This window comes from Geodermatophilus sp. SYSU D00758, from assembly GCF_054049955.1.
Genome location: NZ_JBJGYK010000018.1, coordinates 41,153 through 65,000, shown reverse-complemented (window position 1 = coordinate 65,000; position 23,848 = coordinate 41,153). Strand labels below are relative to the sequence as shown.

At 75.8% G+C, this 23,848-nt stretch carries 24 protein-coding genes; 14 read left to right on the top strand and 10 right to left on the bottom strand.

The window, feature by feature from the left end; genetic code table 11:
- Positions 1-59: 59 nt before the first annotated feature.
- Positions 60-1,457 carry a hypothetical protein gene (locus tag ACI8AC_RS14930; RefSeq protein ID WP_456898580.1) on the bottom strand — a complete coding sequence of 466 codons (1,398 nt, stop codon included), beginning with the start codon at positions 1,455-1,457 and terminating at the stop codon, positions 60-62.
- Between the two features lie 100 nt (positions 1,458-1,557).
- A complete protein-coding gene (locus ACI8AC_RS14925) occupies positions 1,558-2,379 on the bottom strand; it encodes a PaaX family transcriptional regulator (protein WP_456898579.1) in 822 nt (273 codons plus the stop codon).
- Positions 2,380-2,535: 156 nt separating this feature from the next.
- Here ACI8AC_RS14925 and ACI8AC_RS14920 point away from each other — a divergent pair, with 156 nt between their 5' ends.
- From ACI8AC_RS14920 to ACI8AC_RS14885, 8 genes are all read left to right on the top strand, one after another.
- On the top strand, positions 2,536-2,913 hold the full coding sequence (locus tag ACI8AC_RS14920; protein ID WP_456898578.1) for a YidH family protein: 378 nt from the start codon (positions 2,536-2,538) through the stop codon (positions 2,911-2,913).
- The gene (locus ACI8AC_RS14915; RefSeq protein WP_456898577.1) at positions 2,910-3,254 is read left to right on the top strand and encodes a DUF202 domain-containing protein; all 345 of its coding nucleotides are present in this window, start codon (positions 2,910-2,912) and stop codon (positions 3,252-3,254) included. The genes ACI8AC_RS14920 and ACI8AC_RS14915 overlap by 4 nt, the downstream gene beginning before the upstream one ends.
- A gap of 117 nt (positions 3,255-3,371) precedes the next feature.
- On the top strand, positions 3,372-4,391 hold the full coding sequence (locus tag ACI8AC_RS14910; RefSeq protein WP_456898576.1) for an amidohydrolase family protein: 1,020 nt from the start codon (positions 3,372-3,374) through the stop codon (positions 4,389-4,391).
- A gap of 5 nt (positions 4,392-4,396) precedes the next feature.
- Positions 4,397-5,113 carry a GntR family transcriptional regulator gene (locus ACI8AC_RS14905; RefSeq protein ID WP_456898575.1) on the top strand — a complete coding sequence of 239 codons (717 nt, stop codon included), beginning with the start codon at positions 4,397-4,399 and terminating at the stop codon, positions 5,111-5,113.
- A complete protein-coding gene (locus ACI8AC_RS14900; RefSeq protein ID WP_456898574.1) occupies positions 5,110-5,814 on the top strand; it encodes a 4-carboxy-4-hydroxy-2-oxoadipate aldolase/oxaloacetate decarboxylase in 705 nt (234 codons plus the stop codon). The genes ACI8AC_RS14905 and ACI8AC_RS14900 overlap by 4 nt, the downstream gene beginning before the upstream one ends.
- Complete coding sequence (locus ACI8AC_RS14895; protein ID WP_456898573.1) at positions 5,811-6,902, top strand: 4-oxalomesaconate tautomerase; 1,092 nt, start codon at positions 5,811-5,813, stop codon at positions 6,900-6,902. The genes ACI8AC_RS14900 and ACI8AC_RS14895 overlap by 4 nt, the downstream gene beginning before the upstream one ends.
- A gap of 51 nt (positions 6,903-6,953) precedes the next feature.
- Positions 6,954-7,901, top strand: coding sequence for a VOC family protein (locus tag ACI8AC_RS14890; RefSeq protein ID WP_456898572.1), 948 nt, complete (start codon positions 6,954-6,956; stop codon positions 7,899-7,901).
- A 14-nt stretch (positions 7,902-7,915) separates the two neighbouring features.
- Positions 7,916-8,713 (top strand): DUF1932 domain-containing protein, encoded by a 798-nt coding sequence (locus ACI8AC_RS14885; RefSeq protein WP_456898571.1) that lies wholly within the window; start codon positions 7,916-7,918, stop codon positions 8,711-8,713.
- Between the two features lie 57 nt (positions 8,714-8,770).
- Here ACI8AC_RS14885 and ACI8AC_RS14880 read toward each other — a convergent pair whose 3' ends face one another.
- Positions 8,771-9,013: a hypothetical protein gene (locus ACI8AC_RS14880; protein WP_456898570.1), complete on the bottom strand. Its 243-nt coding sequence runs from the start codon at positions 9,011-9,013 to the stop codon at positions 8,771-8,773.
- 262 nt (positions 9,014-9,275) lie between these two features.
- Between ACI8AC_RS14880 and ACI8AC_RS14875 the strand changes: the two genes are divergently transcribed.
- The 3 genes from ACI8AC_RS14875 (at position 9,276) to ACI8AC_RS14865 (ending at position 14,365) form a co-directional block, all read left to right on the top strand.
- Positions 9,276-10,976, top strand: a complete 1,701-nt coding sequence (locus tag ACI8AC_RS14875) for a CocE/NonD family hydrolase (protein WP_456898569.1) — start codon at positions 9,276-9,278, stop codon at positions 10,974-10,976.
- On the top strand, positions 10,973-13,375 hold the full coding sequence (locus tag ACI8AC_RS14870) for an ATP-binding cassette domain-containing protein (protein ID WP_456898568.1): 2,403 nt from the start codon (positions 10,973-10,975) through the stop codon (positions 13,373-13,375). The genes ACI8AC_RS14875 and ACI8AC_RS14870 overlap by 4 nt, the downstream gene beginning before the upstream one ends.
- A 72-nt stretch (positions 13,376-13,447) precedes the next feature.
- A complete protein-coding gene (locus tag ACI8AC_RS14865) occupies positions 13,448-14,365 on the top strand; it encodes an oxygenase MpaB family protein (RefSeq protein WP_456898567.1) in 918 nt (305 codons plus the stop codon).
- On the opposite strand, the gene ACI8AC_RS14860 is transcribed toward ACI8AC_RS14865, so the two are convergent.
- From ACI8AC_RS14860 to paaA, 7 genes are all read right to left on the bottom strand, one after another.
- A complete protein-coding gene (locus ACI8AC_RS14860; RefSeq protein ID WP_456898566.1) occupies positions 14,359-15,156 on the bottom strand; it encodes an SDR family NAD(P)-dependent oxidoreductase in 798 nt (265 codons plus the stop codon). The two genes, ACI8AC_RS14865 and ACI8AC_RS14860, sit on opposite strands and share 7 nt — an antisense overlap.
- A 75-nt stretch (positions 15,157-15,231) precedes the next feature.
- Positions 15,232-15,633: a thioesterase family protein gene (locus ACI8AC_RS14855; protein ID WP_117376860.1), complete on the bottom strand. Its 402-nt coding sequence runs from the start codon at positions 15,631-15,633 to the stop codon at positions 15,232-15,234.
- A 1-nt stretch (position 15,634) separates the two neighbouring features.
- Complete coding sequence (gene paaE, locus ACI8AC_RS14850) at positions 15,635-16,711, bottom strand: 1,2-phenylacetyl-CoA epoxidase subunit PaaE (protein WP_456898565.1); 1,077 nt, start codon at positions 16,709-16,711, stop codon at positions 15,635-15,637.
- The gene (gene paaD / locus ACI8AC_RS14845) at positions 16,711-17,229 is read right to left on the bottom strand and encodes a 1,2-phenylacetyl-CoA epoxidase subunit PaaD (RefSeq protein WP_456898564.1); all 519 of its coding nucleotides are present in this window, start codon (positions 17,227-17,229) and stop codon (positions 16,711-16,713) included. The genes paaE and paaD overlap by 1 nt, the downstream gene beginning before the upstream one ends.
- 5 nt (positions 17,230-17,234) lie before the next feature.
- On the bottom strand, positions 17,235-18,146 hold the full coding sequence (paaC, locus tag ACI8AC_RS14840; RefSeq protein WP_456898563.1) for a 1,2-phenylacetyl-CoA epoxidase subunit PaaC: 912 nt from the start codon (positions 18,144-18,146) through the stop codon (positions 17,235-17,237).
- Between the two features lie 154 nt (positions 18,147-18,300).
- Positions 18,301-18,672: a 1,2-phenylacetyl-CoA epoxidase subunit PaaB gene (paaB, locus tag ACI8AC_RS14835; protein WP_456898562.1), complete on the bottom strand. Its 372-nt coding sequence runs from the start codon at positions 18,670-18,672 to the stop codon at positions 18,301-18,303.
- Positions 18,669-19,643, bottom strand: a complete 975-nt coding sequence (gene paaA, locus ACI8AC_RS14830; protein WP_456898561.1) for a 1,2-phenylacetyl-CoA epoxidase subunit PaaA — start codon at positions 19,641-19,643, stop codon at positions 18,669-18,671. The genes paaB and paaA overlap by 4 nt, the downstream gene beginning before the upstream one ends.
- A gap of 195 nt (positions 19,644-19,838) precedes the next feature.
- Here paaA and paaK point away from each other — a divergent pair, with 195 nt between their 5' ends.
- From paaK to paaZ, 3 genes are read left to right on the top strand one after another with little or no spacing between them, the layout of a single operon-like run.
- Positions 19,839-21,179 (top strand): phenylacetate--CoA ligase PaaK, encoded by a 1,341-nt coding sequence (paaK, locus tag ACI8AC_RS14825; protein WP_456898560.1) that lies wholly within the window; start codon positions 19,839-19,841, stop codon positions 21,177-21,179.
- On the top strand, positions 21,176-21,790 hold the full coding sequence (locus ACI8AC_RS14820) for a TetR/AcrR family transcriptional regulator (protein WP_456898559.1): 615 nt from the start codon (positions 21,176-21,178) through the stop codon (positions 21,788-21,790). Before paaK ends, ACI8AC_RS14820 begins: the two co-directional genes overlap by 4 nt.
- Positions 21,787-23,835, top strand: a complete 2,049-nt coding sequence (gene paaZ / locus ACI8AC_RS14815) for a phenylacetic acid degradation bifunctional protein PaaZ (RefSeq protein ID WP_456898558.1) — start codon at positions 21,787-21,789, stop codon at positions 23,833-23,835. Before ACI8AC_RS14820 ends, paaZ begins: the two co-directional genes overlap by 4 nt.
- The last annotated feature ends 13 nt before the right edge of the window (positions 23,836-23,848 follow it).

Genomic DNA, 23,848 nt, shown 5'->3' with positions numbered 1-23,848 from the left:
GGGGGCGCCGGGGCAGGGGCGCCGGGTCGGGTGCGGCGCCCCGGCCCGGTGCCCTGCCGTCAGGAGCGGGGTCCGCCGAGCGCGCCACCGCGGTCGCCCAGCCACTCGGCCGGCCGGTGGCGGTGCAGGATCTCCGACCCGCCCAGGCCGAGCCGCTCGGCCGCGGCGTCCAGTTGCCGTGGGTGGGCCGCCGGACCCCAGCGGCCGGTGTCGACCCGCTCGTCGAGGGCGAGCACGGAGGCGACCAGCTCGGCGGGGGTGAAGTCGCAGTGGCCCAGCCGGTGCACGAAGGCCTGCCGCAGCAGGCGGTCCTCCCCGGCCTGCCGCACGGTCTCCGCGTACTCCTCCTGGACCTGCACCGGTGCGAGGACGTCGTGCGTGGTGTGCAGGCTCAGCACCGGGACCTGCAGGTCACCGGTCAGCTCGGAGGTCGCGAGGGCGGCCTGCAGCGCGCCCTCGTCCGCGGTCACGTCCGCGGTCCGGGTGAGCTCGTCGAGGTCGGCGTCGAGGTCCAGGCCCGCCGCGCGGTAGAGCGACTCGACCTGCGCGCGCTCGTCGGCGTGCTGCAGCAGGGCCCGGTAGTCGACGCCGACGTTCCACGACGGGTTGCCCCCGACCGTGCTCTCGATGTCGACCCTGGCGGGGTAGGTGAAGTCCAGCGCGGTCAGGAACTGGGCGACCTGCGCGTCCACCTGCGCCTCGTGGTCGCGCGGGTCCGGCTCGGGCCGGCCCTCGGCCCAGCGGGGCAGGTGGTACAGGGCCGCGGCGAGCGCGATCCGCGCCCGACCCTCGGGGCTGTCCTGCGCGGCCTCGACCGCGGCGGTCATCGTGGCGGCCGCCGCGGTGACGGCGCCCAGGTCGCCGTCGTAGCCGGCCAGCCGCAGCTCGGTGCCCTCCGGGAGGAGCAGCTGGGCGATCGCGTGGGCGCCGTCGAGCTGGTAGTTGAGCAGGTCGACGCCGCCGTGCACGAGCCCGCAGGTCGGCAGTGCCCCGTGGAGAGGCGTGCCCGGCAGCTCGGCGAGCTGACCGGTCACCAGGCCACCCATCGAGGTGCCGACGCCGAGCACCCGCGACGGCTCGCCGACCTCGGTGCGGAACGCCTCCAGGGTCTGCAGCTGGTCCTCGGCGGCGGTGTCCAGCGTCCAGCCGCTGCGCTCGTAGGAGGACCCGGCCAGCGCGTACCCCCGGTCGAGCAGGGCCTGCCGGGTCGCGTCGTCCGGCGCGTTCGCCGCGTCCTGCGGGATGCCCGCGAAGCTGGGCCGGTAGCCGTGGCTGTACAGGAGCAGGGTGCCGTTCCAGTCCGCGGGGACGTCGGCGACCCAGGCGGTGGCACCGTCGTCGACCGTGCCCTCCACGTGCCGCGGGCCGGAGCCCTCCTGGGCGGCGGCGGGCGGAGCGGCGACGAACGTGACCGCGAGGGCGCAGGTCAGACCGGTGACGAGGGATCGAGGGGACATCGGCGTCCTCACATCGGGGGGCGGGGGATGCTCCGGACGCTAGGGATCTCAAGGACGCGCGTCAACGAAATGCCGACCTTTTCCGTGACGGCGGCCACTGTCAGCGGCGCGCCCGCGCGTCCCGCACCGCCGCGTCGAAGGCGGCCCGGGCCCGCGGGGCCAGGGCCCGGTGGGCCGCCCGGTGCGCGGCCGTGGACCGCCCGGCCGGCCAGTCCTCGGGCAGGTGGCGCTCGGGCAGGGCCGGGTCGAGCCGGAGCAGGCGGATCCAGTGCGCGCCGAGCCGGGTGAACAGCGCGACCGGGTCGCCGTCCCCGGGGAGCGGGCCCGACCAGCGGCGGGCGAACTCCTCGTGCTCCCGGCGGAGGTCCTCGAGGTCCCACGCCCGGCGGACGAAGCGGGCGACGTCCGTGCCCGGTGCCGGGGTGGCGAGGAAGCCGTCGAGCTGGAGGTCCGCGCCGTCCGCGTCGGGCACCACCCGGTCGAGGTCCACGTGCCCGGGCGCGATCCACAGCCCGTCGCGCAGGCAGCCGAAGCCGGCCCAGGCCAGCCGGGCGCGCAACCGGTGCCGGAGGTCCCGCCGGCTCTCCGGCAGCGAGAAGCTCAGCAGCGTCCACTCCTCGCCGGCCCGCCGGAACGGGTCGGGGGACTCCACGCGGTCGCGGCCCTCCCGCAGCAGTGCCCGGGCGGCCCCGGTCAGCGCGTAGCTGGCCACCCGGCCCTCCTGGTGCCGGACGAGCAGCCCGCGCTCGGTCAGCCGGGCCAGCGTCGACCGGGTGGCGTCCGCGCCGACCCCGAGGCCGGCGAGGACGTCGAGGAACACCCGGGTGGGGATCGGCTGGTCGTGCCGGTCGAGGACGAGTGCGCCGGCGAGGGCCAGCAGCAGGTCCTGCGGCTTGGTGCGTGGATCGGCGGAGTCCGCCACCCGACCTCCTCCCGCTCCCGGCTCGCCGTCCGGAACCGGCCTGCATGATGTCCCGGGACGGCCCGCCGCGCCAGGAGGACCCCGAGCGGGGCGGGCGGTCCGGCGACGGTCGCTCGTCAGGTCGTACGGCTCCGGGACGGGGAGGGGGTGGGCTGCGTGCCGAGCCCGCAGCGGCGCGACCGGCGCTTCCCCCGGCGGGTCTACGGCGTGGGGGAGGAGCCCGACCCGCGGTTCAGCCTCGCCAACGAGCGCACGTTCCTCGCCTGGATGCGGACCTCGCTGGCCTTCCTGGCCGCCGGTGTCGCGCTCGAGGCGCTCGACCTGCCCATCGCCGAGGGGCTCCGGCTGGCCTCCGCCCTGGTGTTCGTCGCCCTGGGGCTGCTGGTGCCGGTGCAGGCCTGGGCCGGCTGGGTGGCCACCGAGCGGGCCCTGCGCCTGGGCCGGCCGCTGCCCTCGCCGCCCCTCGGTGTGGTCACGGCCGTCGGGACGGCGGTCGCCGGGACCCTGGTCCTCGCCGGCCTGCTGCTGCGGTGAGCGGGCCGCCGGGGCCGGTGTTCGACGCCGGCCTGCAGGCGGAGCGGACCGCCCTGGCCTGGCGCCGCACCGCCCTGTCCGTGGCGGTGGCCGCGGTCGCCGCGGAGCGGTTGGCGGCGCCGGCCCTCGGTGCCCTCTCCCTGGTGGTCGCCGGCGCAGGCCTCGCCCAGGCGGTGGTCGTCGCGGAGATCTCCTGGCGGCGGTACCGCGTCGTCCACCGCTCGCTGACCCGGCGCGGCGACCTCACCGGCGTGCGGACGGCCGGCCTGCCCATGGCCGCGCTCGCCTGCTCGGGCCTGCTCGTCGGGGTCCTCGCCCTGGCCTTCGTGCTGGCCGGCTGACCGGGCCCCGCCGGGCGGCCGCGTCGACGGCGGCTGAGTGTCGACAGGATCGTTGACAATCCTGCCGGCAGCCTGCGAGGGTCGTGCGCGCCCGGCCCGCCGGATGGGAGGACGCGCGTGATCATCGACTGCCACGGCCACTACACGACCGCGCCGGCGGCCCACACCGCCTGGCGGCAGGAGCAGGTGGCCGCCTGGGAGGCCGGCAACGCGCCGCCGCCGTACCCGGGGATCGGCGACGACGAGATCCGGGAGACGATCGAGGCCAGCCAGCTGCGGCTGATGGACGAGCGGGGCATCGACGTCACGCTGTTCTCCCCGCGGGCCTCGGCGATGGCCCACCACGTCGGGGACGAGTCGGTGAGCCTGGAGTGGGCCCGCCGGTGCAACGACCTGGTGCACCGGGTGACCACGCTGTTCCCCGACCGCTTCGTCGGCGTCGCCCAGCTGCCGCAGTCGCCCGGTGCCGGCCCGGAGGGCTCCATCGCCGAGCTGCGCCGCTGCGTGACCGAGCTCGGCTTCGCCGGCTGCAACCTCAACCCCGACCCCAGCGGCGGGCACTGGACCGCACCGCCGCTGACCGACCGCTCCTGGTACCCGTTCTACGAGGCGCTGGTCGAGCTCGACGTGCCGGCCATGGTGCACGTGTCGGCCTCGACCGTCCCGGCGTTCCACGCGACCGGGGCGTACTACATCAACGCCGACACCACCGCGTTCATGCAGCTGGTGCAGGGCCGGCTGTTCACCGACCTGCCCGGCCTGCGGCTGGTCATCCCGCACGGCGGCGGTGCGGCGCCCTACCACTGGGGGCGCTACCGCGGGCTGGCCGACATGCTCTCCCAGCCGCCGGTCGAGACCAACGTGATGGGCAACGTCTTCTTCGACACCTGCGTCTACCACCAGCCCGGCATCGACCTGCTGCTCGACGTGGTCGACACCGGCAACGTGCTGTTCGGCTCGGAGGTGGTCGGGGCGGTCCGCGGCATCGACCCGCGCACCGGCCACCACTTCGACGACACCAAGCGCTACGTCGAGGCGGCCGGGCTGGACGACGCCGCCCGCGCCGCCGTCTACGAGGGCAACGCCCGCCGCGTCTACCCCCGCCTCGACGCGGCCCTGCGGCGGGCGGGCCGCTGATCGCCGTGCCGACCCAGCCGCCCCCAGGGTCGCGACCGGCGCAGGCGCCCTCCGCCGAGCCGCCGCCGAGCGGGCCGCCCGTCCGGTCGCGGGTCGAGCAGGCCCTGCGCCGGGCGATCGCGGAGGGCGAGTTCGCGCCCGGCTCCCGGCTGGTCGAGGCCGACCTGGTGGCGCGGTTCGACGCCGGCCGCAGCCACGTGCGGCTGGCCATCGACGCGCTGGCCGCCGAGGGCCTGGTGGAGCGCATCCCGAACCGCGGGGCGCGGGTGCGGGTGGTCTCCCCCGAGGAGGCCGTCGCCATCACCGAGTGCCGGATGGCCCTGGAGGCCCTCATCGCCCGCAAGGCGGCCGAGCGCGTCACCGAGGCCGAGGCCGGGCGGCTGCGCGCCCAGCTGGGCGCGATGCGCGAGGCGCTGGCGGCCGGCGACCTGCTCGGCTACTCCGCGCTCATCCAGGAGCTGCACGGCCTGCTCCACGCGGCCGCCCGGCAGCCGGTCGCCGCGGGCCTGGTGGACCGGCTGCAGGCGCAACTGGTCCGTCACCAGTTCCGGCTGTCGCTGCGCCCGGGCCGGCCGCAGGTCAGCCTCGCCGAGCTCACCGACCTCGTCGACGCCGTCACCGGCCGCGACCCCGGCCGGGCCGCGGCGGCCGCCACCGCCCACTTCGCCAGCGTCATCGACGCGCTGGCCGCGCCCACCGGCCCCCCAGGAGGAACCCCGTGAGAACCGTCGTCGTCACCGACCCGCCCCGCGCCGACGCCGGGGACGCCGAGCGCCTCGGCGGCTTCGGCGTGGCCACCGTGCACGAGGCCCTCGGCCGGGTCGGCTACCTCGGCCCGGCGTTCCGGCCGGCCTGGCCGGGCGCCCGCACCGGCGGCACCGCGGTCACCGTGCTGTGCTGGCCGGGGGACAACCTCATGATCCACGTGGCCGTGGAGCAGTGCCGCCCCGGCGACGTGCTCGTCGTCGCGACCAACTCGCCGTCCACCGACGGGCTGTTCGGCGAGCTGTTCGCCACCGCGCTGGCGCACCGCGGGGTGCGGGGCGTGGTGCTCGGCTGCGGCGTGCGCGACGTCGCCGAGCTGCGCGAGATGGGCTTCCCCGCCTGGTCGACCGCGGTGAGCGCGCAGGGCTCGGTCAAGGCCACGCCCGGCGCGGTGAACGTGCCCGTCGTCCTCGGCGGGCAGACCGTCGCCCCCGGCGACGTGGTCGTCGCCGACGACGACGGCGTCGTGGTGGTGCCGCGCGCCGACGTGCCGCGGGCGCTCACCGCGTCCCAGGCCCGGGTCGACAAGGAGGACGCCACCCGCGCGGCCTTCCGGCGGGGCGAGCTCGGCCTGGACCGCTACGGCCTGCGCGAGAAGCTGCCGGCCTTCGGCATCGAGCACGTCCCCTACGAGACGTGGGCGGAGCAGCGGGGGTGAGCTACGACGACACCGGGGTCCGCTGCACGATGCTGCGCGGCGGCACCTCCCGCGGGCTCTACCTCGAGGCCGCCGACCTGCCCGCCGACCCGGCCGCGCGCGACGACCTGCTGCTGCGGCTCGTGGGCACCCCCGACCCGCGGCAGGTCGACGGCCTGGGCGGCGCGACGACGCTGACCAGCAAGGTCGCCGTCGTCTCGCCCTCCGAGGCGCCCGACGTCGACGTCGACCACCTGTTCCTGCAGCTCGGCGTGGACGAGCCGACCGTCGGGGACCGGCAGAACTGCGGCAACATCCTCGCCGGCGTCGGGCCGTTCGCCGTCGAGCGCGGCCTGGTGCCCGCCGGTGCGGAGGAGACCAGCGTCCGCATCCGCATGGTGAACTCCGGCAGCGTCGCCGTCGCCACCTTCCCGACGCCGGGCGGCCGGGTCGAGTACCGCGGGGACGACCGGTGGGGCGACGTCGCGATCGCCGGCGTCCCCGGCACCGCCGCGCCCGTGGCGCTCACCTTCACCGACACCGCGGGTTCGGGCACCGGCCGGCTGCTGCCCACGGGGCGCGTCCGCGACACGGTGGAGGGCATCGAGGTCACCTGCGTCGACAACGGCATGGCCGTGGTCGTCGCGCGGGCTGCGGCCTTCGGCCTCTCCGGGTACGAGTCGCACGCGGAGCTGTCCGCCGACGCCGACCTGCTGGCCCGGGTCGACGCCGTCCGCACCGCGGCCGGGGAGCTCATGGGGCTCGGGGACGTCGCCGGCACCTCGGTGCCCAAGACCGCGCTGCTCGCCCCGCCCCGGGACGGCGGCCAGGTGTGCACCCGGTCGTTCATCCCGGTCCAGCCGCACAGCTCGATCGGGGTGTTCGCCGCGGTCAGCGTCGTGACCGGCATGCTGCTGCCCGGCGCCGTCGGCCACGAGCTCACCGCCGGCCGGCCGGCCGGCAGCTCGCGGGTGGACGTCGAGCACCCCACCGGTCACCTGCTCGTCGACGTCGAGGTCGACGCCTCGGCCGACCCGCCCCGCGTCGTCCGCGCCGGCGTCGTCCGGACCGCCCGCAAGCTCTTCGACGGCACCGCCTTCCCCCGCTGACACACCCGGTGGGAGGGGCCCCGTCCTCCTCGGACGAGCAACGGAGTACCGATGCCCCCGCTGCACGAGATCGCCCACCTCGGCCACGTCGAGCTGCGCACCCCCGTCCTCGAGGAGAGCGTGGAGTTCTTCACCCGCCACCTCGGCCTGACCCGGACCGGGGAGGCCGGCGACTCGGTGTTCCTGCGCGCCTGGGAGGACTACGAGACGACCACGATCACGCTCACCGCGCACGCCACCTCCGGCGTGGGCCGCACCCACCCGCGCGCCGCGAGCCCCGAGGCGCTGGCGCGCCGGGTGGCCGAGACCGAGGCGGCCGGCCGCGGCGTCGGCTGGGTCGACGGCGACCCCGGCTACGGGGCGACCTACCTCCGCACCGACCCCGACGGGCACGAGCTGGGGCTCTCCTACGAGAGCGAGTGGCACACCCCGCCGGCCGGGCAGCGGCCGGCGCCGGAGAACCAGGCGCAGGCCTACCCGAACCACGGCGTGGGCGTGCGGCGGCTCGACCACGTCACCTGGCTGGGCGTGGAGCCGGTGGCCGACCGGGACTTCTCCCGGGACACCCTCGGCGCCCTGGTCACCGAGCGAATCGTGCTCGACGACGGCACGGTCGCCGGCAGCTGGACCACCTTCACCAACAAGAGCTACGACGCGGTCTGGACCTGCGACCGGACCGGCACCCCCGGCCGGCTGCACCACATCGCCTTCGCCGTCGACACCCGCGACGGCATCCCGCGCGCCGCCGACCTGGCGCTGGAGCAAGGGGTGCACGTCGAGACCGGCCCGCACGAGCACGCCGTCCAGCAGACGTTCTTCCTCTACGTCCACGAGCCCGGCGACCGCATCGAGCTGTGCAACGCCGGCGCCCGCCTGGTCCTGGCCCCGGACCGGCAGCCGGTGGACTGGACCGAGGCCGAGCGCGCCGAGGGTCAGGCCCGGCGGCTGAAGACGATCGAGACCTTCCACACCCACGGCACCCCGCCGGTGCAGCCGTGACGACCGGTGCCGTCGTGAGGATCGCCGTCCTCGGGCTCGGCGAGGCCGGCTCCCTCATCGCCGCCGACCTGGCCGCCGCCGGCGCCGACGTCCGCGGCTACGACCCGAAGGGCATCGTCGTCGGCGGCGTGCTGCCGCGGGCCGGGGAGGCCGAGGCGGTCGCCGACGCCGGCCTGGTGCTCAGCGTCAACAGCTCCCACGACGCCATGACCGCGCTGGGGAACGCGCTGCCGGCGCTGCGGCCGGGCACGTTGTGGGCCGACCTCAACACCGCCAGCCCCGGCCTCAAGGTCGCCCTCGCCGAGCGGGCCGCGGCGCGGGAGGTGCCGGTGGCCGACGTGGCGCTGATGTCGCCGGTCCCGGGGAGGGGGCTGCGCACCCCCATGCTGGTCTCCGGCGACGCCGCCGGTCGCTACGCCGAGGTGCTCGGCGGGCTCGGCGCCGAGGTCACCGTGCAGCCGGGCCCGGCGGGGGAGGCGATCTCCCGCAAGCTGCTGCGCAGCGTGTTCTACAAGGGGCTGGCCGCCGCGGTCGTCGAGGCCCTCACCGCGGCCGAGGCCGCCGGGTGCGCCGAGTGGCTGCGCGGCGACATCAGCGCCGAGCTCGCCGGTTTCGACGAGCGGACCATCGACCGGCTGGTCGAGGGCTCCCGCACGCACGCCCGGCGGCGGGCCGACGAGATGGCGGCGGCCGCCGAGCAGCTGCAGGAGCTCGGCGTCCCGCCGCGGGTCGCCGCGGCCGCCCGGGACCTGCTGGTGCAGCTGCGGGACGCGCCACCGGCGCAGCCGGCCGGGGCAGCGCCTCCGGCGTAGCGGGCCGGGTCAGCGCCTCCGGCGGGACCGGCCCGGTCGCCGGTGCCCGGGGTGCCGTCACGGCCAGGCGGGCCCGGCTCCCTCGGGCGCGGCGCGGTGGATCTCGTAGCCGGGGAAGGCCGGGATGTCGTCGTCCACCACGACCGGCAGCGGCGGGTCGCTGCCCACGGCGGCCGTGCGCATCCGGCCGTGCAGCTCGGGGCGGACGTGGATGGCGACGGGCTCGGCCGCGCCCGGGCGGCGGGCCTCGGCCAGCAGCTGCTCCGACACATCCGTGTCGGACTGCGGGATGGCGGTCACGGCTGTGCCTCTCCGAGGGGGCGCCGGCGTCCCGGGTGGACCGGGAGCCGCGAGCCGGCGGTCCGGGAGGTGTGCGTTGTGCTCACGCCCCGATGACCTACCCGATGACCGGGCCGGGTGCGCGGAAGTCCCCGTCTCGCCACGAACTCGTCACGGAGCCGTCGCACCCGGCCGGCAGGGGCCGGCCGGGTGGCTTGACGCCCCGGTCGCGCGGGTGCGTGGATGGGCCGCCCGCCCCTGCCGACCCCGGAGGTCCCCGACCGTGACCGCGCCCCTCCCGCCCCGCGTCCGGGGCGCCGGCCGCCGCGTCGCCGACCGGGCGCTGGGCCGGCTGCTCCGGCTGCCGCCCCCGACGACCGGCTACACGGTCACGAGGGACGTGCGCATCCCGATGCGGGACGGCGAGGTGCTCCTGGCCGACCACTGGGCGCCCGACGGCCCGGCGCTCGGCACGCTGCTGCTGCTGTCGCCCTACGGGTGGAGCGGGCCCATGGCCGCCCTCCACGGCGGCACCTTCGCCGCCCGCGGGTACCACGTGGTGCTGGCCCGGTGCCGGGGCACGTTCGGCTCCGGCGGCGACTTCCGGCCGATGGTCCACGAGGTGGAGGACGGCGCCGACACGGTGGCCTGGCTGCGCGGGCAGCCGTGGTTCGGCGGCCGCTTCGCCACGCTCGGGATGTCCTACCTCGGCTTCACCCAGTGGGCGCTGCTCGTGGACCCCCCGCCGGAGCTGGCCACGGCGATCGTGCAGGTGGGCCCGCACGACTTCGGGGAGTCGGTCTACGCCGGCGGGGCCTTCGCGCTGACCGACTTCCTCGGCTGGAGCGACATGGTCGCCTCCCAGGAGGAGGCCCGCGGGGTGCGGGGTCTGGCCCGCTCGGCCACGGCGACCCGCCGGCTGGCGCCGGCGCTGGCCGGCCTCCCGCTGGCCGACGCGGGGGAGGCGTTGCTGGCCGGCTGGTACCGCGACTGGGTCAGCCGCCGCGACCTGGACGACCCGTTCTGGGCGCCGATGCGGCTGGGCGCGGCCCTGGACCGCGTCGAGGTCCCGGTACTGCTGCACACCGGCTGGCAGGACCTCTTCCTCGAGCAGTCCCTGGCCCAGTACGCGCACCTGCGCGCCCGCGGCCTCGACGTCGCGCTCACCGTCGGGCCGTGGACGCACCTGCAGGTGCTCACGCGCGGCGCCGGCCCGCTGCTGCGGGAGTGCCTCGACTGGCTGGGTGAGCACCTGGCCGGCACCGCGGTGCGCACCCGGCCGGCCCCGGTGCGGGTGCACGTGACCGGGGCGGGGGAGTGGCGCGACCTCCCGGGCTGGCCGCCGGCGACCGGCGAGCGGGTCCTGTACCTGGCCCCCGGAGGGGCGCTGGCCCCGATCGCGCCCCCGGCGACCGCCGGCCCGGCCCGGTTCCCGCACGACCCGGCCGACCCCACGCCCACGGTCGGCGGGCGGCTGCTGGGCGCCGGCAGCGGCTACCGCGACGACCGGCGGCTGGCCACGCGGGACGACGTCCTCGTCCTCGACTCCGCCCCGCTGCCCGCGCCGCTGGAGATCGCCGGCTGCCCGGTCGTGGAGCTGGCGCACTCCAGCGACAACCCGCACGTCGACCTCTTCGCCCGCGTCTCCGAGGTCGACGCCCGCGGGCGCTCCCGCAACGTCAGCGACGGGTTCCGGCGGCTCGACCCGGCCGGGCGGGAGGGCGCCGTCCGCCTCGAGCTGGACGCCGTCGCGCACCGCTTCCGCGCCGGGTCCCGGGTGCGGCTGCTGGTCGCCGGCGGGTCGCACCCGCGGTTCGAGCGCAACCTCGGCACCGGGGAGGACCCCGCGACCTCCGCCCGCACCGCCCCCTCGCTCCGGAGCATCACCCTCGCCGGCGGGGCCTCCCGGCTGCTGCTGCCGGTCCTGACCGCCGGGACCCCCGATCCGCCCCCGCAGCCCTCCCCACGGACGGAGACAGCATGACCACGGTCGAGACGGACGCCGCCACGGGCACGGGCGCGCGGCCGCCCGCGCGGCACGCGGCCGACAGCCACGACGTGATCCGCGTGCACGGGGCGCGCGAGAACAACCTCAAGGACGTCAGCGTCGAGATCCCGAAGCGCCGGCTGACGGTCTTCACCGGCGTCTCCGGCTCGGGCAAGAGCTCGCTGGTGTTCGGCACGATCGCCGCGGAGTCGCAGCGGCTGATCAACGAGACCTACAGCGCCTTCGTCCAGGGCTTCATGCCGACCCTCGCCCGCCCGGAGGTCGACCTGCTCGACGGGCTGACCACCGCTATCATCGTCGACCAGGAGCGCATGGGCGCCAACCCGCGCTCCACCGTCGGCACCGCCACCGACGCCAACGCGATGCTGCGCATCCTGTTCAGCCGGCTGGCCCAGCCGCACATCGGCCCGCCCAGCGCCTACTCGTTCAACACGCCCTCGGTCACCGCGAGCGGGGCCATCACGGTCGAGCGCGGCGCGAGGACGAAGTCGGAGAAGGCGACCTTCACCCGCCTCGGCGGGATGTGCCCGCGCTGCGAGGGGATGGGCACGGTCAACGACATCGACCTCACCGCGCTCTACGACGCCGGCAGGTCGCTCAACGACGGGGCGCTGACCATCCCGGGCTACAGCATGGACGGGTGGTACGGCCGGCTGTTCCAGGGCGCCGGCCTGGACATGGACAAGCCGATCGCGGAGTACACCGGGAAGGAGATGCACACGCTCCTGTACGCGGAGCCGACCAAGATCAAGGTCGAGGGCATCAACCTGACCCACGAGGGGATCATCCCGCGCATCCAGAAGTCGATGCTGTCCAAGGACGTCGAGGCGCTGCAGCCGCACGTCCGGCGCTTCGTCGAGCGGGCGGTGACCTTCACGACCTGCCCCGACTGCGACGGCACCCGGCTCGCCCCCGAGGCGCGTTCCTCGACGATCCGGGGCAAGAGCATCGCCGACGTCTGCGCGATGCAGATCAGCGACCTCGCCGAGTGGGTCCGCGAGCTCGACGAGCCCTCGGTGGCCCCGCTGCTCGCGGGTCTGCAGCACCTGTTCGACTCGTTCGCCGAGATCGGGCTGGGCTACCTCTCCCTCGACCGCCCGGCCGGCACGCTGTCCGGTGGCGAGTCGCAGCGGACCAAGATGATCCGCCACCTCGGCTCCTCGCTCACCGACGTCACCTACGTCTTCGACGAGCCCACCATCGGCCTGCACCCGCACGACGTGCAGCGGATGAACGGGCTGCTGCTGCGCCTGCGGGACAAGGGCAACACCGTGCTCGTCGTCGAGCACAAGCCCGAGACGATCGCGATCGCCGACCACGTCGTCGACCTCGGCCCCGGCGCCGGCACCGGCGGTGGCGAGGTGGTCTTCGAGGGGACCGTCGCGGGCCTGCGCCGCGCCGGCACCCTCACCGGCCGGCACCTCGACGACCGGGCGTCGGTGAAGCCGTCGGTGCGCACGCCGTCGGGCGCGCTCGAGGTGCGCGGTGCGGCCACGCACAACCTGCGGGACGTCGACGTCGACATCCCGCTCGGCGTGCTCGTCGTCCTCACCGGCGTGGCCGGGTCGGGCAAGAGCTCGCTGGTCCAGGGCTCGGTGGCCGGCCGGGACGGCGTCGTGGTCGTCGACCAGACCGCGATCCGCGGCTCCCGGCGCAGCAACCCGGCCACCTACACCGGGCTGCTGGAGCCGGTCCGCAAGGCCTTCGCCAAGGCCAACGGCGTGAAGCCGGCCCTGTTCAGCGCCAACTCCGAGGGCGCCTGCCCGACCTGCAACGGCGCCGGGGTCATCTACACCGACCTCGGCATGATGGCCGGCGTCGCCAGCACCTGCGAGGTCTGCGAGGGGCGGCGCTTCCAGGCCGCCGTGCTCGAGTACACCCTCGGCGGCAAGGACATCAGCGAGGTCCTGGCCATGCCGGTGGCCGAGGCCGAGGAGTTCTTCGGGTCCGGCGACGCGCGGACGCCCGCGGCGCACGCGATCCTCGACCGGCTCGCCGACGTCGGGCTCGGCTACCTCACCCTCGGCCAGCCGCTCACCACGCTGTCCGGCGGCGAGCGGCAGCGGCTCAAGCTGGCGACGCAGATGGGGGAGAAGGGCGCCGTCTACGTCCTCGACGAGCCGACCGCCGGACTGCACCTGGCCGACGTCGAGAACCTGCTCGGCCTGCTCGACCGGCTGGTCGACTCCGGGAGGTCGGTGGTCGTGATCGAGCACCACCAGGCGGTCATGGCGCACGCCGACTGGATCATCGACCTCGGCCCCGGCGCCGGCCACGACGGCGGCCGGATCGTCTTCGAGGGGACCCCGGCCGACCTCGTCGCCGCCCGCTCCACCCTCACCGGCGAGCACCTCGCGGCCTACGTCGGCGCCTGACGCCGCCCGGCACGCGCCGGCCGTCCCCGCCGCCGGCCGCGGGGACCGCCCGGACGGTGGGACGCTGGGGGCGTGGCGGGGGTGGTCGAGGGCGCGCGTGCCCGGTTCCGGGCCCGGGTCTCCGGCGACCCGACCGGTGCGCCGGCGTGGGTGCGCGACATCGCGCGCGTGGGCAGCGGGCCGGGGTGGTTCGAGCCCGACGGCGTGGTGTGGCGCGTGCACGGCGACCTGGCCACGCTGGTCGGCGGCGTCGCGGCGCTCCTCGGGCAGGCCGCGCACCCGCTGGCGCTGGCCGGGGTGGAGCGGCACTCGGCCTACCGCGCGGACCCGTGGAAGCGGCTGGCCGGCACCGCCCGCTGGCTCGTGGTGAGCACCTTCGGCTCGGCCGAGCTCGCCGAGCGGGAGGCCGCCCGGGTGCGCCGGATGCACACCACCGTCCGGGGCACCACGCCCGACGGGCGGCCCTACTCCGCCCAGGACCCGGCGTTGCTGCGCTGGGTCCACCTGGCCTTCACCGACGCCTTCCTCGCCGCGCAGCGCGCCGTGGGCACCGACCTCGCCCGGCGCTTCGGCCGGCGCTGGCCGGACGCCTACGTCGCCGAGTGGGCCCGCAGCGCGGCCGCGCTCGGGGCGACCGACCTGCCGGCGAGCGAGGCCGAGCTGGCCGCGGCGCTGGCCGCCTGCGTCCCCGACCTGGAGCCGGTGCCGGAGCACCTGCGGACCTTCCTCGCCGCGCCCCCCGGGCTCGCCGGGGTGGAGGAGGTCTTCTACCGCGGCCTGGCCGGCGCCGCCGGGCTCCTGGTGTCCCCGTCGGTGGCGCCCTTCGCCGGGGTCCCCGGCCGGCGCGGGCCGGCGGCGGTGCGGCTGCCCGCGACGCTGCTGCAGCTGCGGGCCCTGCGCGCGGCGCTGGGCCCGTACAGCCCGTCGGAGGAGGCTGCGCGCTGGCGGCTGGGGACCGGCCCCGCCCCGGGGTGGGCGCGCGCTCAGTAGTGGATGGCGCCCCGGGTGCCCCCGCCGACCGCCACCGCGTCCCCGGTGATGCCGGCGCTGCGGGCCGAGGCGAGGAACACGACCACGTCGGCGACCTCGGCGGCGGTGACCAGCCGGCCGATGCTCGTGCCGGCCGCCAGGCCGCGCTCGGCCTCGGCGGGCGTCGTCCCGTCCCGCTCGGCGCGCGCGGCCAGGACCTGCGGGGTGCGCTCGGTGACGGTGGTGCCCGGGTGCACCACGGTCACCGTGATGCCGGCCGGGCCGAGCTCGTCGGCGAGGTTCTTGGTCATCGCCGCGACGGCCACGTTGCGCACCGAGCCGACCAGGGAGCCGGTGAGCCGCGCGTTGAGCCCGCTGACGTTCACGATCCGGCCCCAGCCGCCCGCGGCCATGTGCGGGGCCACCGCGCGGGCGAGGCGCAGGTAGCCGAGCACCTTGGTCTCGACCTCCTCCCGCAGCGCGTCGTCGGGGAGGTCGGCCAGCGGCGGCACCGGGGCGGAGGAGGCCGGCCGCGCGGCGGCGTTGACCAGCACGTCGACCCCGCCGAGCTCGGCCACCACCCGGTCGACGGCGGCGCGCACCGCCGCGTCGTCCCGGGTGTCGGCCGGGCAGGTGAGCACGGTGGTGCCGTGCCGCCGGACGCGGGCCGCGGCGGCCTCCAGCGCGTCGCGGTCCCGGGCGACGAGCGCCACGTGCGCCCCCTCGGCGGCCAGCCCCTCGGCGACGGCCAGCCCGATGCCGCGGCTGCCGCCGGTCACGATGGCCCGCCTGCCGCCCAGTCCCAGGTCCACGCGCGCGCTCCCTCCGCTCCCGAGGGAGAGGAAGCTATACCTGCGTCCCGGGGCCGCGGACGTGGGAAGAGCTTCCTATGCCCGGGCCGTGCCGGCGAGGCGGGCCTCGAGCAGTTCCCGGGGGAGGACCACCTGCACGGTCGTCCCGGTGCCGAGCTCGCGGCCGGCGGCGTCGGTCGCGGTGCAGGCGCAGGTCAGCCGGTTGCCGCGCACCTCGGTGCAGCGCGCGGTGAGGACGACGACGTCCCCCACGCGGGCGGGCGCGAGGTGCTCCACCGACACCGACCGGCCCACGCCCTCCTCGCCCGGCTCCAGGTGCTCGAGCAGCAGGGTGCGCCCGGCCTCCTCGAAGTGCTTGGCCATCGTGTAGGTGGCGTACACCGGGTGCACCGGGCCGAGCCGGTCGAAGTGCACGGTCATCTCCGGGGTGACCACGACCTCCAGGGTCGCGCTCGCCCCCACCGGGATCTCGCGCACCTCAGGCGTCGAAGTCGACGGTGACGGCGTCGGTCACCGGCAGCGACTGGCAGGTCAGCACGTACCCGGCCTCGACCTCGGCGGCCTCCAGCGCGTAGTTGCGGCGCATCTCCACCTCGCCGTCGGTGACCCGGGCGCGGCAGGTGCCGCAGACCCCGCCCTTGCAGGCGAAGGGCAGGTCACCGCGCACCTTCTGCGCCGAGTCGAGCACCGGCACGTCCCGCGGCAGCGCGAGGGTGGTGGTGCGCCCGTCGAGGACGACGGTCACCTGGCTGCTCGGCCCCTCCACGGTCTCCTCGTCGCCGCGGACCGGCTCCGGCGGGACGTCGTCGACGTAGAACAGCTCCTGGTGCACCCGCTCGGCCGGCACGCCGAGCTCGGCGAGCAGGTCGCGGGCGTCGGAGACCATGCCGTGCGGGCCGCACAGCCACCAGTGGTCGACCTGCGGGGCGTCGACCAGGTTGTCCACCAGCGTGCGCAGCCGGTCCCGGTCGAGCCGGCCGCTGGTCAGCTCGGCGTCGCGGGGCTCCCGGGAGAGCACGTGCACCAGCTGCAGCCGGGTGCCGTAGCGGTCCTTCAGGTCGGCCAGCTCGTCGGCGAACATCACCGTGTTGGTGCGCCGGTTGCCGTAGAAGACGGTGACCGTGGACTCGCCGTCGCGCAGCACGCTGGCGGCCAGCGACAGCGCCGGGGTGATCCCCGAGCCGGCGACGACGAACACGTGGTCGGCCGGCACGGACAGGTCGGCGGTGAAGGTGCCCGACGGCGGGAGCACCTCGATCTCGTCCCCCGGCCGGACCTCGTGCACCAGGTAGGAGGAGAAGAAGCCGCCGGGCACCTCGCGCACGCCGACCCGCGGCGGGGCGCCCACGGGCGCGCAGATGGAGTAGGACCGGCGCTCGTCGCGGTCGCCGTCGACGCGGCGCAGGGTGAGCGCCTGGCCGGGCCGGAAGGCGTAGTCCTCGGCCAGCTCCTCGGGGACGTCGAAGGTGACCGCGACGGCGTCGTCGGTCAGCTGCTCGACGCGCGCCACCTTGAGCGGGTGGAACTGCGGACGGCGTCGCGGGGGCGCGGTCACTAGATCTCCTTGACGTGCTCGAACGGTTCGCCGCAGCTGCGGCACCGGCGCAGGGCCTTGCAGGCGGTGGCGCTGAACTCGCTCTGCTCGACGGTGTCGGCCGAGCCGCACAGCGGGCAGTCGGCGGTGCGGCGGGTGGGGCCCAGCTGGAGGGGTACCGGGCCGGGGGCGCGCACGGGCGCCCGCCCGGGGGGCGCGATCCCGCCCTCGGCGAGCTTGCGGCGGCCGGCGTCGCTGATCCAGTCGGTGGTCCAGGCGGGGGAGAGGACGGTGCGGACGTCGACGTCGGCGAACCCGGCCCGGTGCAGGGCGTGCACCAGGTCGGCGCGCATGACGCCCATGGCCGGGCAGCCGCTGTAGGTCGGGGTGATGTCGACGACCACCGTGCCGTCGTCCTCGATCCGGACATCGCGCAGCACGCCGAGGTCGGCGAGGGTGAGCATGGGCAGCTCGGGGTCGGTCACCGTCTCGGCGACCGCCCGGGCGTCGTCCACGGTGCGCGTCGTCTCCGGGGTCACGGCCGTCACCACGTCGCCGCCGGGTGCTGCCGGGCCAGGCTCTGCATCTCCGCGACCAGCTCGGCCAGCTCCGGGCCGTGCTCGCCGGCCCGCCCGCGCGGCCCGGTGGCGGCCGGCCAGGCCGGGACGGTGAGGGTGGCCCGCTCGAGGACCGTGGTGAGGACCTCCTCGACCTCCTCGCGCACCCCGGCCGGGTCGACCGCGACGCCGGCGTCCACCAGCCGCCGCTCGACGTCGGTGGCGGTGAGGACGTCGGCCAGCAGCGGCCACACCGCGTCGACGCCGTCCTGCGCCCGGCGGTGCGACTCCGCGGTGCCGTCGCCCAGCCGCAGCACCCAGCGGGCGGCGTGGTCGCGGTGGTAGGCCAGCTCGTGCACGCCCTTGGCGGCGATGGCTGCCAGCACCGGGTCCCGGGACCCCCGCAGCCGGGCGAACACCGCCAACCGCACCGTCGCGGCCACCAGCAGCCGCACCACCGTCCGCGCGAAGTCGCCGTTCTCCGCCGCGACCAGGCCGGTGCAGCGGAACTCGTCGGGGTCGCGGAAGTAGGCCAGCGCGTCCTCGTCCGGGATGCTGTCGGTCGCGCGCGACCGGGACCGGCCCAGCACGCCCGCCGAGCCGGCGCGGGCCAGCAGCAGCCGCGCCTGCCCGAGCAGGTCCAGGGCGACGTTGGCGACGGCGACCTCCTCCTCCAGCTCGGGGGAGGCCGTCACCCACTGGGTCAGCCGCTGCGCCAGGACCAGCGCGTCGTCGCCGAGCATCAGGCAGTAGGCGCCCAGGTCGGCGGGGTCGACGCCCTCGGGCACGGTGGTGTCGACCCCGGCCAGCGGGTCGTCGAACCCGGTGCCGAAGGCCCAGTGCCCGTGGTCGTCCGCCGCGTTGCCCAACGCGTCGTACACGGTCTCCTCGTGCCCCATGCCAGTGATACCTCTCGGTGGTTGCGTGCCCAGCAGGTCGGCCCCGGGGTGACCGGGCGGGAACGGCCCCGGTGCAGGGCCCGACCGGGAATGGCCCCCTCTCAGGGCCCCGCCGCCGCGAGGGACGAGCGGTGGTGGGGAAGAGGGGGTCCTCTCACATGTGGGGGACGTTCTCCGGGATCTCGTAGAACGTCGGGTGGCGGTAGACCTTGTCGCCGCTCGGGGCGAACATCGGGTCCTTCTCGTCGGGGCTGGACGCGGTGATGTCGGCGGCCTTGACCACCCAGATGCTCACGCCCTCGTTGCGCCGGGTGTAGAGGTCGCGGGCGGCGTCGATCGCCATCTCGTCGTCCGGCGCGTGCAGGGAGCCCACGTGCACGTGGTTGAGACCGCGCTTGCCCCGCACGAAGACCTCGTACAGCGGCCAGTCCCGCCGGGCCTTCGCCGGCCTGGGCTCGACGGGCACCTCCGGCCCGGTGGGGACGGCGCCGTGGCCGCCCTCGCTGGTCAGGTCGGTCCCGCTCACGCGGCGCTCCCGGCGTGCTTCTCGGCGTAGGCGGTGGCCGCCTCGGTCACCCAGGCGTTGTCGTCGCGGGCGGCCTTGCGGCGGGCGATGCGGACGTCGTTCATCGGCCCGCTGCCGCTGACCACGCGCTTGAACTCCTCCCAGTCGATCGCGCCGAAGCGCCAGTGCCCGCTCTCCTCGTCCAGGGCGAGGTCCGGGTCGGGGAGGGTCACGCCGAGCGCCTGCGCCTGCGGCACGGTCATGTCGACGAAGCGCTGGCGCAGCTCGTCGTTGCTGTGCCGCTTGATGCCCCAGGCCATCGACTGCGCCGAGTTCGGGCTGTCGTCGTCGGGCGGGCCGAACATCATCAGCGACGGCCACCACCAGCGGTCCACGGCGTCCTGCACCATCGCCCGCTGCTCGGGGGTACCGCGCACCATGGTCATCAGCAGCTCGTAGCCCTGCCGCTGGTGGAACGACTCCTCCTTGCAGATGCGGATCATCGCCCGGGCGTAGGGCCCGTAGGAGGAGCGGCACAGCGGCACCTGGTTGCAGATGGCCGCGCCGTCGACCAGCCACCCGATGACGCCGACGTCGGCGTAGGTGAGCGTGGGGTAGTTGAAGATCGAGCTGTACTTCTGCTTGCGCTCGATGAGCTTGTCGGTGAGGTCGGCGCGGTCGGCGCCGAGGGTCTCGGCGGCCGAGTAGAGGTACATGCCGTGGCCGGCCTCGTCCTGCACCTTGGCCAGCAGGATCGCCTTGCGGCGCAGGGACGGCGCGGCCAGCAGCCAGTCGCCCTCCGGCTGCATGCCGATGATCTCGGAGTGCGCGTGCTGGGCGATCTGGCGGATGAGCGTCTTCCGGTAGCCCTCGGGCATCCAGTCGCGCGGCTCGATGCGGTGCCCGGCGGCGATCGTGGCGTCGAACAGGGCCTGCAGGGCCGCCTCGTCGGGCGTCCCGGCGGCGGGGCGGTCCAGGGTGGGCGCGGACATGTCGTCCCCTCGGGTCGGCGGTCAATTACTGACCGGACGGTCGGTAATGAGTGTGCCCCACCGCGGCGCAGATCACAACCCCACTTGACAGGGCGGGGGGTGGCGGGGTTGGTTACCGACCATCCGGTCGGTAATTGAGGCGGCCCGCCTCTGGACACCGGCCGTCCCGGCACCGACCCCGGAGGCGCAGCACCCATGACCGCCAGCACGACCGACACCGACCGGCGGCTGGGCGCCGCCCCCGACCCGGCCCTGCTCGACCCCGCCGAGCGCCTGGGCCCCGACGAGCTGCGCGCCCTCCAGCTGGAGCGGCTGCAGTGGACGCTGCGGCACGCCTACGACAACGTCCCGCACTACCGGCGGGCCTTCGACGAGGCCGGCGTGCACCCCGACGACTGCCGCGAGCTGGCCGACCTCGCCCGGTTCCCGACCACCAGCAAGGCCGACCTGCGCGACAACTACCCGTTCGGCATGTTCGCCGTCCCGCAGGAGCAGGTCCGCCGGGTGCACGCCTCGAGCGGGACGACGGGGCGGCCCACGGTGGTCGGCTACACCGAGCGGGACATCGACACCTGGGCCACCGTCATGGCGCGGTCGATCCGCGCCGCCGGCGGGCGGGCGGGCGACAAGCTGCACAACGCCTACGGCTACGGGCTGTTCACCGGCGGGCTCGGGGCGCACTACGGCGCGGAGAAGCTCGGCTGCACGGTCATCCCGATCTCCGGGGGCATGACCCCGCGCCAGGTCCAGCTGATCCGCGACTTCGAGCCGCGGGTGATCATGGTGACGCCGTCCTACATGCTCACCGTCATCGACGAGTTCGAGAAGCAGGGGATGGACCCCCGCGCGTCGAGCCTGGAGATCGGCATCTTCGGCGCCGAGCCGTGGACCGAGCAGATGCGCCGCGAGATGGAGGAGCGGGCCGGCATCCACGCCGTCGACATCTACGGCCTGTCGGAGGTCATGGGCCCCGGCGTGGCCCAGGAGTGCGTGGAGACCAAGGACGGTCTGCACGTCTGGGAGGACCACTTCTACCCGGAGGTCATCGACCCGGTCACCGGCGAGGTGCTGCCCGACGGCGAGCAGGGCGAGCTGGTCTTCACCTCGCTGACCAAGGAGGCCATGCCGGTCATCCGCTACCGCACCCGCGACCTCACCCGGCTGCTGCCGGGGACGGCGCGGCCCGGCATGCGCCGGATGGAGAAGGTCACCGGCCGCACCGACGACATGATCATCCTGCGCGGGGTCAACGTCTTCCCGACCCAGATCGAGGAGGTCGTGCTCCGCACCCGGGGCCTCTCGCCGCACTTCGCCCTCGAGCTGGTCAGCCGGGGCCGGATGGACCACCTCGTCGCGCGGGTCGAGGCCCGGCCGGACTGCCCGCCGGAGCGCCGCGACCCCGCCGCGCGCGAGGTCGAGAAGGGCGTCAAGGACATGGTGGGCAGCAGCATCGAGGTGCTCGTCGTCGACCCCGAGACCCTCCCGCGGTCCATGGGCAAGCTGCAGCGGCTCACCGACTCCCGGGAGCGTGCGTGACGGCTGCGCCGGTCCGCCGGGGCCGCCCGGGGCACTCGCTGGACACCCTGCTGGACGTCGCGGTGGCGGTCTTCATCGAGCGCGGCTACGACGCCACGAGCATGGAGGAGCTGGCCGGCCGGCTCGGCATCACCAAGTCGGCCATCTACCACCACGTCACCGGCAAGGGGGAGCTGCTGCGGCTGGCCCTGGACCGGGCCCTCGACGCGCTGTTCGCCGTCACCGAGGAGCCCGGCGCCACCACCGGCCGCGCGATCGACCGGCTCGAGCACGTCGTCCGCGGCTCGGTGCGGGTGCTGGCCGCCGAGCTGCCGTTCGTCACCCTGCTGCTGCGGGTGCGGGGCAACTCCGAGGTGGAGCGGGCCGCGCTGGCCCGGCGCCGCCGCTTCGACCGGTTCGTCACCGACCTGGTGCGCGCCGCCGCGGAGGAGGGCGACGTCCGCCCCGACGTCGACCCCGCGGTCACCAGCCGGCTGCTGTTCGGCACCGTCAACTCGCTCACCGAGTGGTACCGCCCCGGCGGTGACCTCTCCGCCGACGACCTGGCCGACGCGCTCGTCACGACCACGTTCTCCGGCCTCCGGGCCCACCCGAAGGGAGCCCTCCGATGACCGCCCCGATGCTCGAGAGCTACGCGGCCGGCCGCTGGTACGCCGCCCCCGACGAGGGGACGCCGATCGCCGACGCGGTGACCGGCGAGACCGTCGTCCGGGTCAGCAGCACCGGCCTCGACGTCGCCGCGATGCTCGACCACGCCCGCACCGTCGGCGGCCCGGCGCTGCGCGAGCTGACCTTCCACCAGCGCGCCGCCCTGCTCAAGCAGCTGGGCCTGAGGCTGATGGCCGGCAAGGACGAGTTCTACGCGCTCTCCCACCGCACCGGCGCCACCGACCGCGACAGCGCGGTGGACGTCGACGGCGGCTTCGGCACCCTGCTGTCCTACGCCCGCAAGGGCCGCCGGGAGCTGCCCGACGACACCGTCGTCCTCGACGGCGCGGTCGAGCCGCTCGGCAAGCGCGGCACCTTCGCCGGCCAGCACCTGTACACGCCGCTGCGGGGTGTGCAGGTGCAGGTCAACGCGTTCAACTTCCCGGTGTGGGGCTTCCTGGAGAAGCTGGCCCCGGCCTTCCTCGCCGGCGTCCCCTCCATCGTGAAGCCGGCGTCGCCGACCGCCTACCTGACCGCGGCGGTGTTCCGGGCGATCGTCGAGAGCGGGCTGCTGCCGGAGGGGTCGGTGCAACTGCTCGCCGGCAGCCCCGCCGGCCTGCTCGACGGGCTGGCCGGGCAGGACCTCGTCGCCTTCACCGGGTCGGCCGCCACCGCCCGCAAGCTGCGCAGCCACCCGGCCGTGGTGGCGAACTCGGTGCGGTTCAACGCCGAGGCCGACAGCCTCAACTGCGCCGTCCTCGGCCCGGACGCCGCCCCGGGCACCCCCGAGTTCGGCCTGTTCGTCGACCAGCTGGTCACGGAGATGACCGTCAAGGCCGGGCAGAAGTGCACCGCCATCCGCCGCGCCCTGGTCCCCCGGGAACTGGTGGACGACGTCGTCGAGGCGGTGCGGGCGGAGCTGGCCCGCGTGGTCGTCGGCGCGCCCGGCGCCGAGGGCGTGACCATGGGCGCCCTGGTGAGCCGCGACCAGCGCGAGGAGGTGCTGCGGGCGGTCAAGGCGCTGCGCGGCGTCGCCGAGCTGGTGTCCGGCGACCCCGAGCGGTTCGACGTGGTCGGCGCCGATCGCGACCGGGGCGCGTTCCTCCCGCCGATGCTGCTGCGCTGCGACGACCTCGCGGCCGGGGAGCCGCACGACGTGGAGGCGTTCGGCCCGGTGAGCACCGTGCTCCCGTACGACGGCGTGGCCCAGGCCGTCGAGCTCGCCGTCCGCGGGCAGGGCAGCCTGGTCGGCTCGATCGTCACCCACGACGAGGCGGTGGCGCGGGAGTTCGTGCTCGGTGCCGCGCACGCCCACGGTCGCATCCTGGTGCTCGACCGCGACGACGCCGGGGAGAACACCGGCCACGGCTCGCCGCTGCCGGTGCTCGTGCACGGCGGTCCCGGCCGGGCCGGGGGCGGCGAGGAGCTCGGCGGCATCCGGGGCGTGCTGCACCACATGCAGCGCACCGCCGTCCAGGCCTCGCCGGACATGCTCACCGCGATCGGCCGGCGCTGGATGACCGGCGCCCGCCGCACCGACGACGGCGTGCACCCGTTCCGCAAGTCGCTGGCCGAGCTGCGCATCGGCGACTCGGTGACCGCGGGGCCGCGCGCGGTGACGCTCGAGGACATCGAGCACTTCGCCGAGTTCACCGGCGACACCTTCTACGCGCACATGGACGAGGCGGCGGCCGCGGCCAACCCGCTGTTCGGCGGCCGCGTGGCGCACGGCTACCTCATCGTCTCCTGGGCCGCGGGCCTCTTCGTCGACCCCGACCCGGGCCCGGTGCTGGCCAACTACGGGGTCGACGACCTGCGCTTCCTCACCCCGGTCAAGCCGGGCGAGGAGCTCACGGTGACGCTGACCTGCAAGCAGATCACCCCGCGCGGGGGCGCCGACCACGGCGAGGTCCGCTGGGACGCCGTCGTGGTCGACTCCCAGGGCAAGCCGGTGGCGACCTACGACGTCCTCACGATGGTCGCCAAGATCTGGCCCCCGTCGGCCTGACCGGAGTGCCCCG

Bases quoted from the DNA above. Each gene is read 5' to 3' on its own strand.
- ACI8AC_RS14930 (WP_456898580.1), bottom strand. From the start codon at position 1,457: ATGTCCCCTCGATCCCTCGTCACCGGTCTGACCTGCGCCCTCGCGGTC.
- ACI8AC_RS14890 (WP_456898572.1), top strand. From the start codon at position 6,954: ATGCCCCCGCTGCACGAGATCGCCCACCTCGGCCACGTCGAGCTGCGC.
- ACI8AC_RS14870 (WP_456898568.1), top strand. From the start codon at position 10,973: ATGACCACGGTCGAGACGGACGCCGCCACGGGCACGGGCGCGCGGCCG.
- paaC (WP_456898563.1), bottom strand. From the start codon at position 18,146: ATGGGGCACGAGGAGACCGTGTACGACGCGTTGGGCAACGCGGCGGAC.
- paaA (WP_456898561.1), bottom strand. From the start codon at position 19,643: ATGTCCGCGCCCACCCTGGACCGCCCCGCCGCCGGGACGCCCGACGAG.
- paaK (WP_456898560.1), top strand. From the start codon at position 19,839: ATGACCGCCAGCACGACCGACACCGACCGGCGGCTGGGCGCCGCCCCC.
- paaZ (WP_456898558.1), top strand. From the start codon at position 21,787: ATGACCGCCCCGATGCTCGAGAGCTACGCGGCCGGCCGCTGGTACGCC.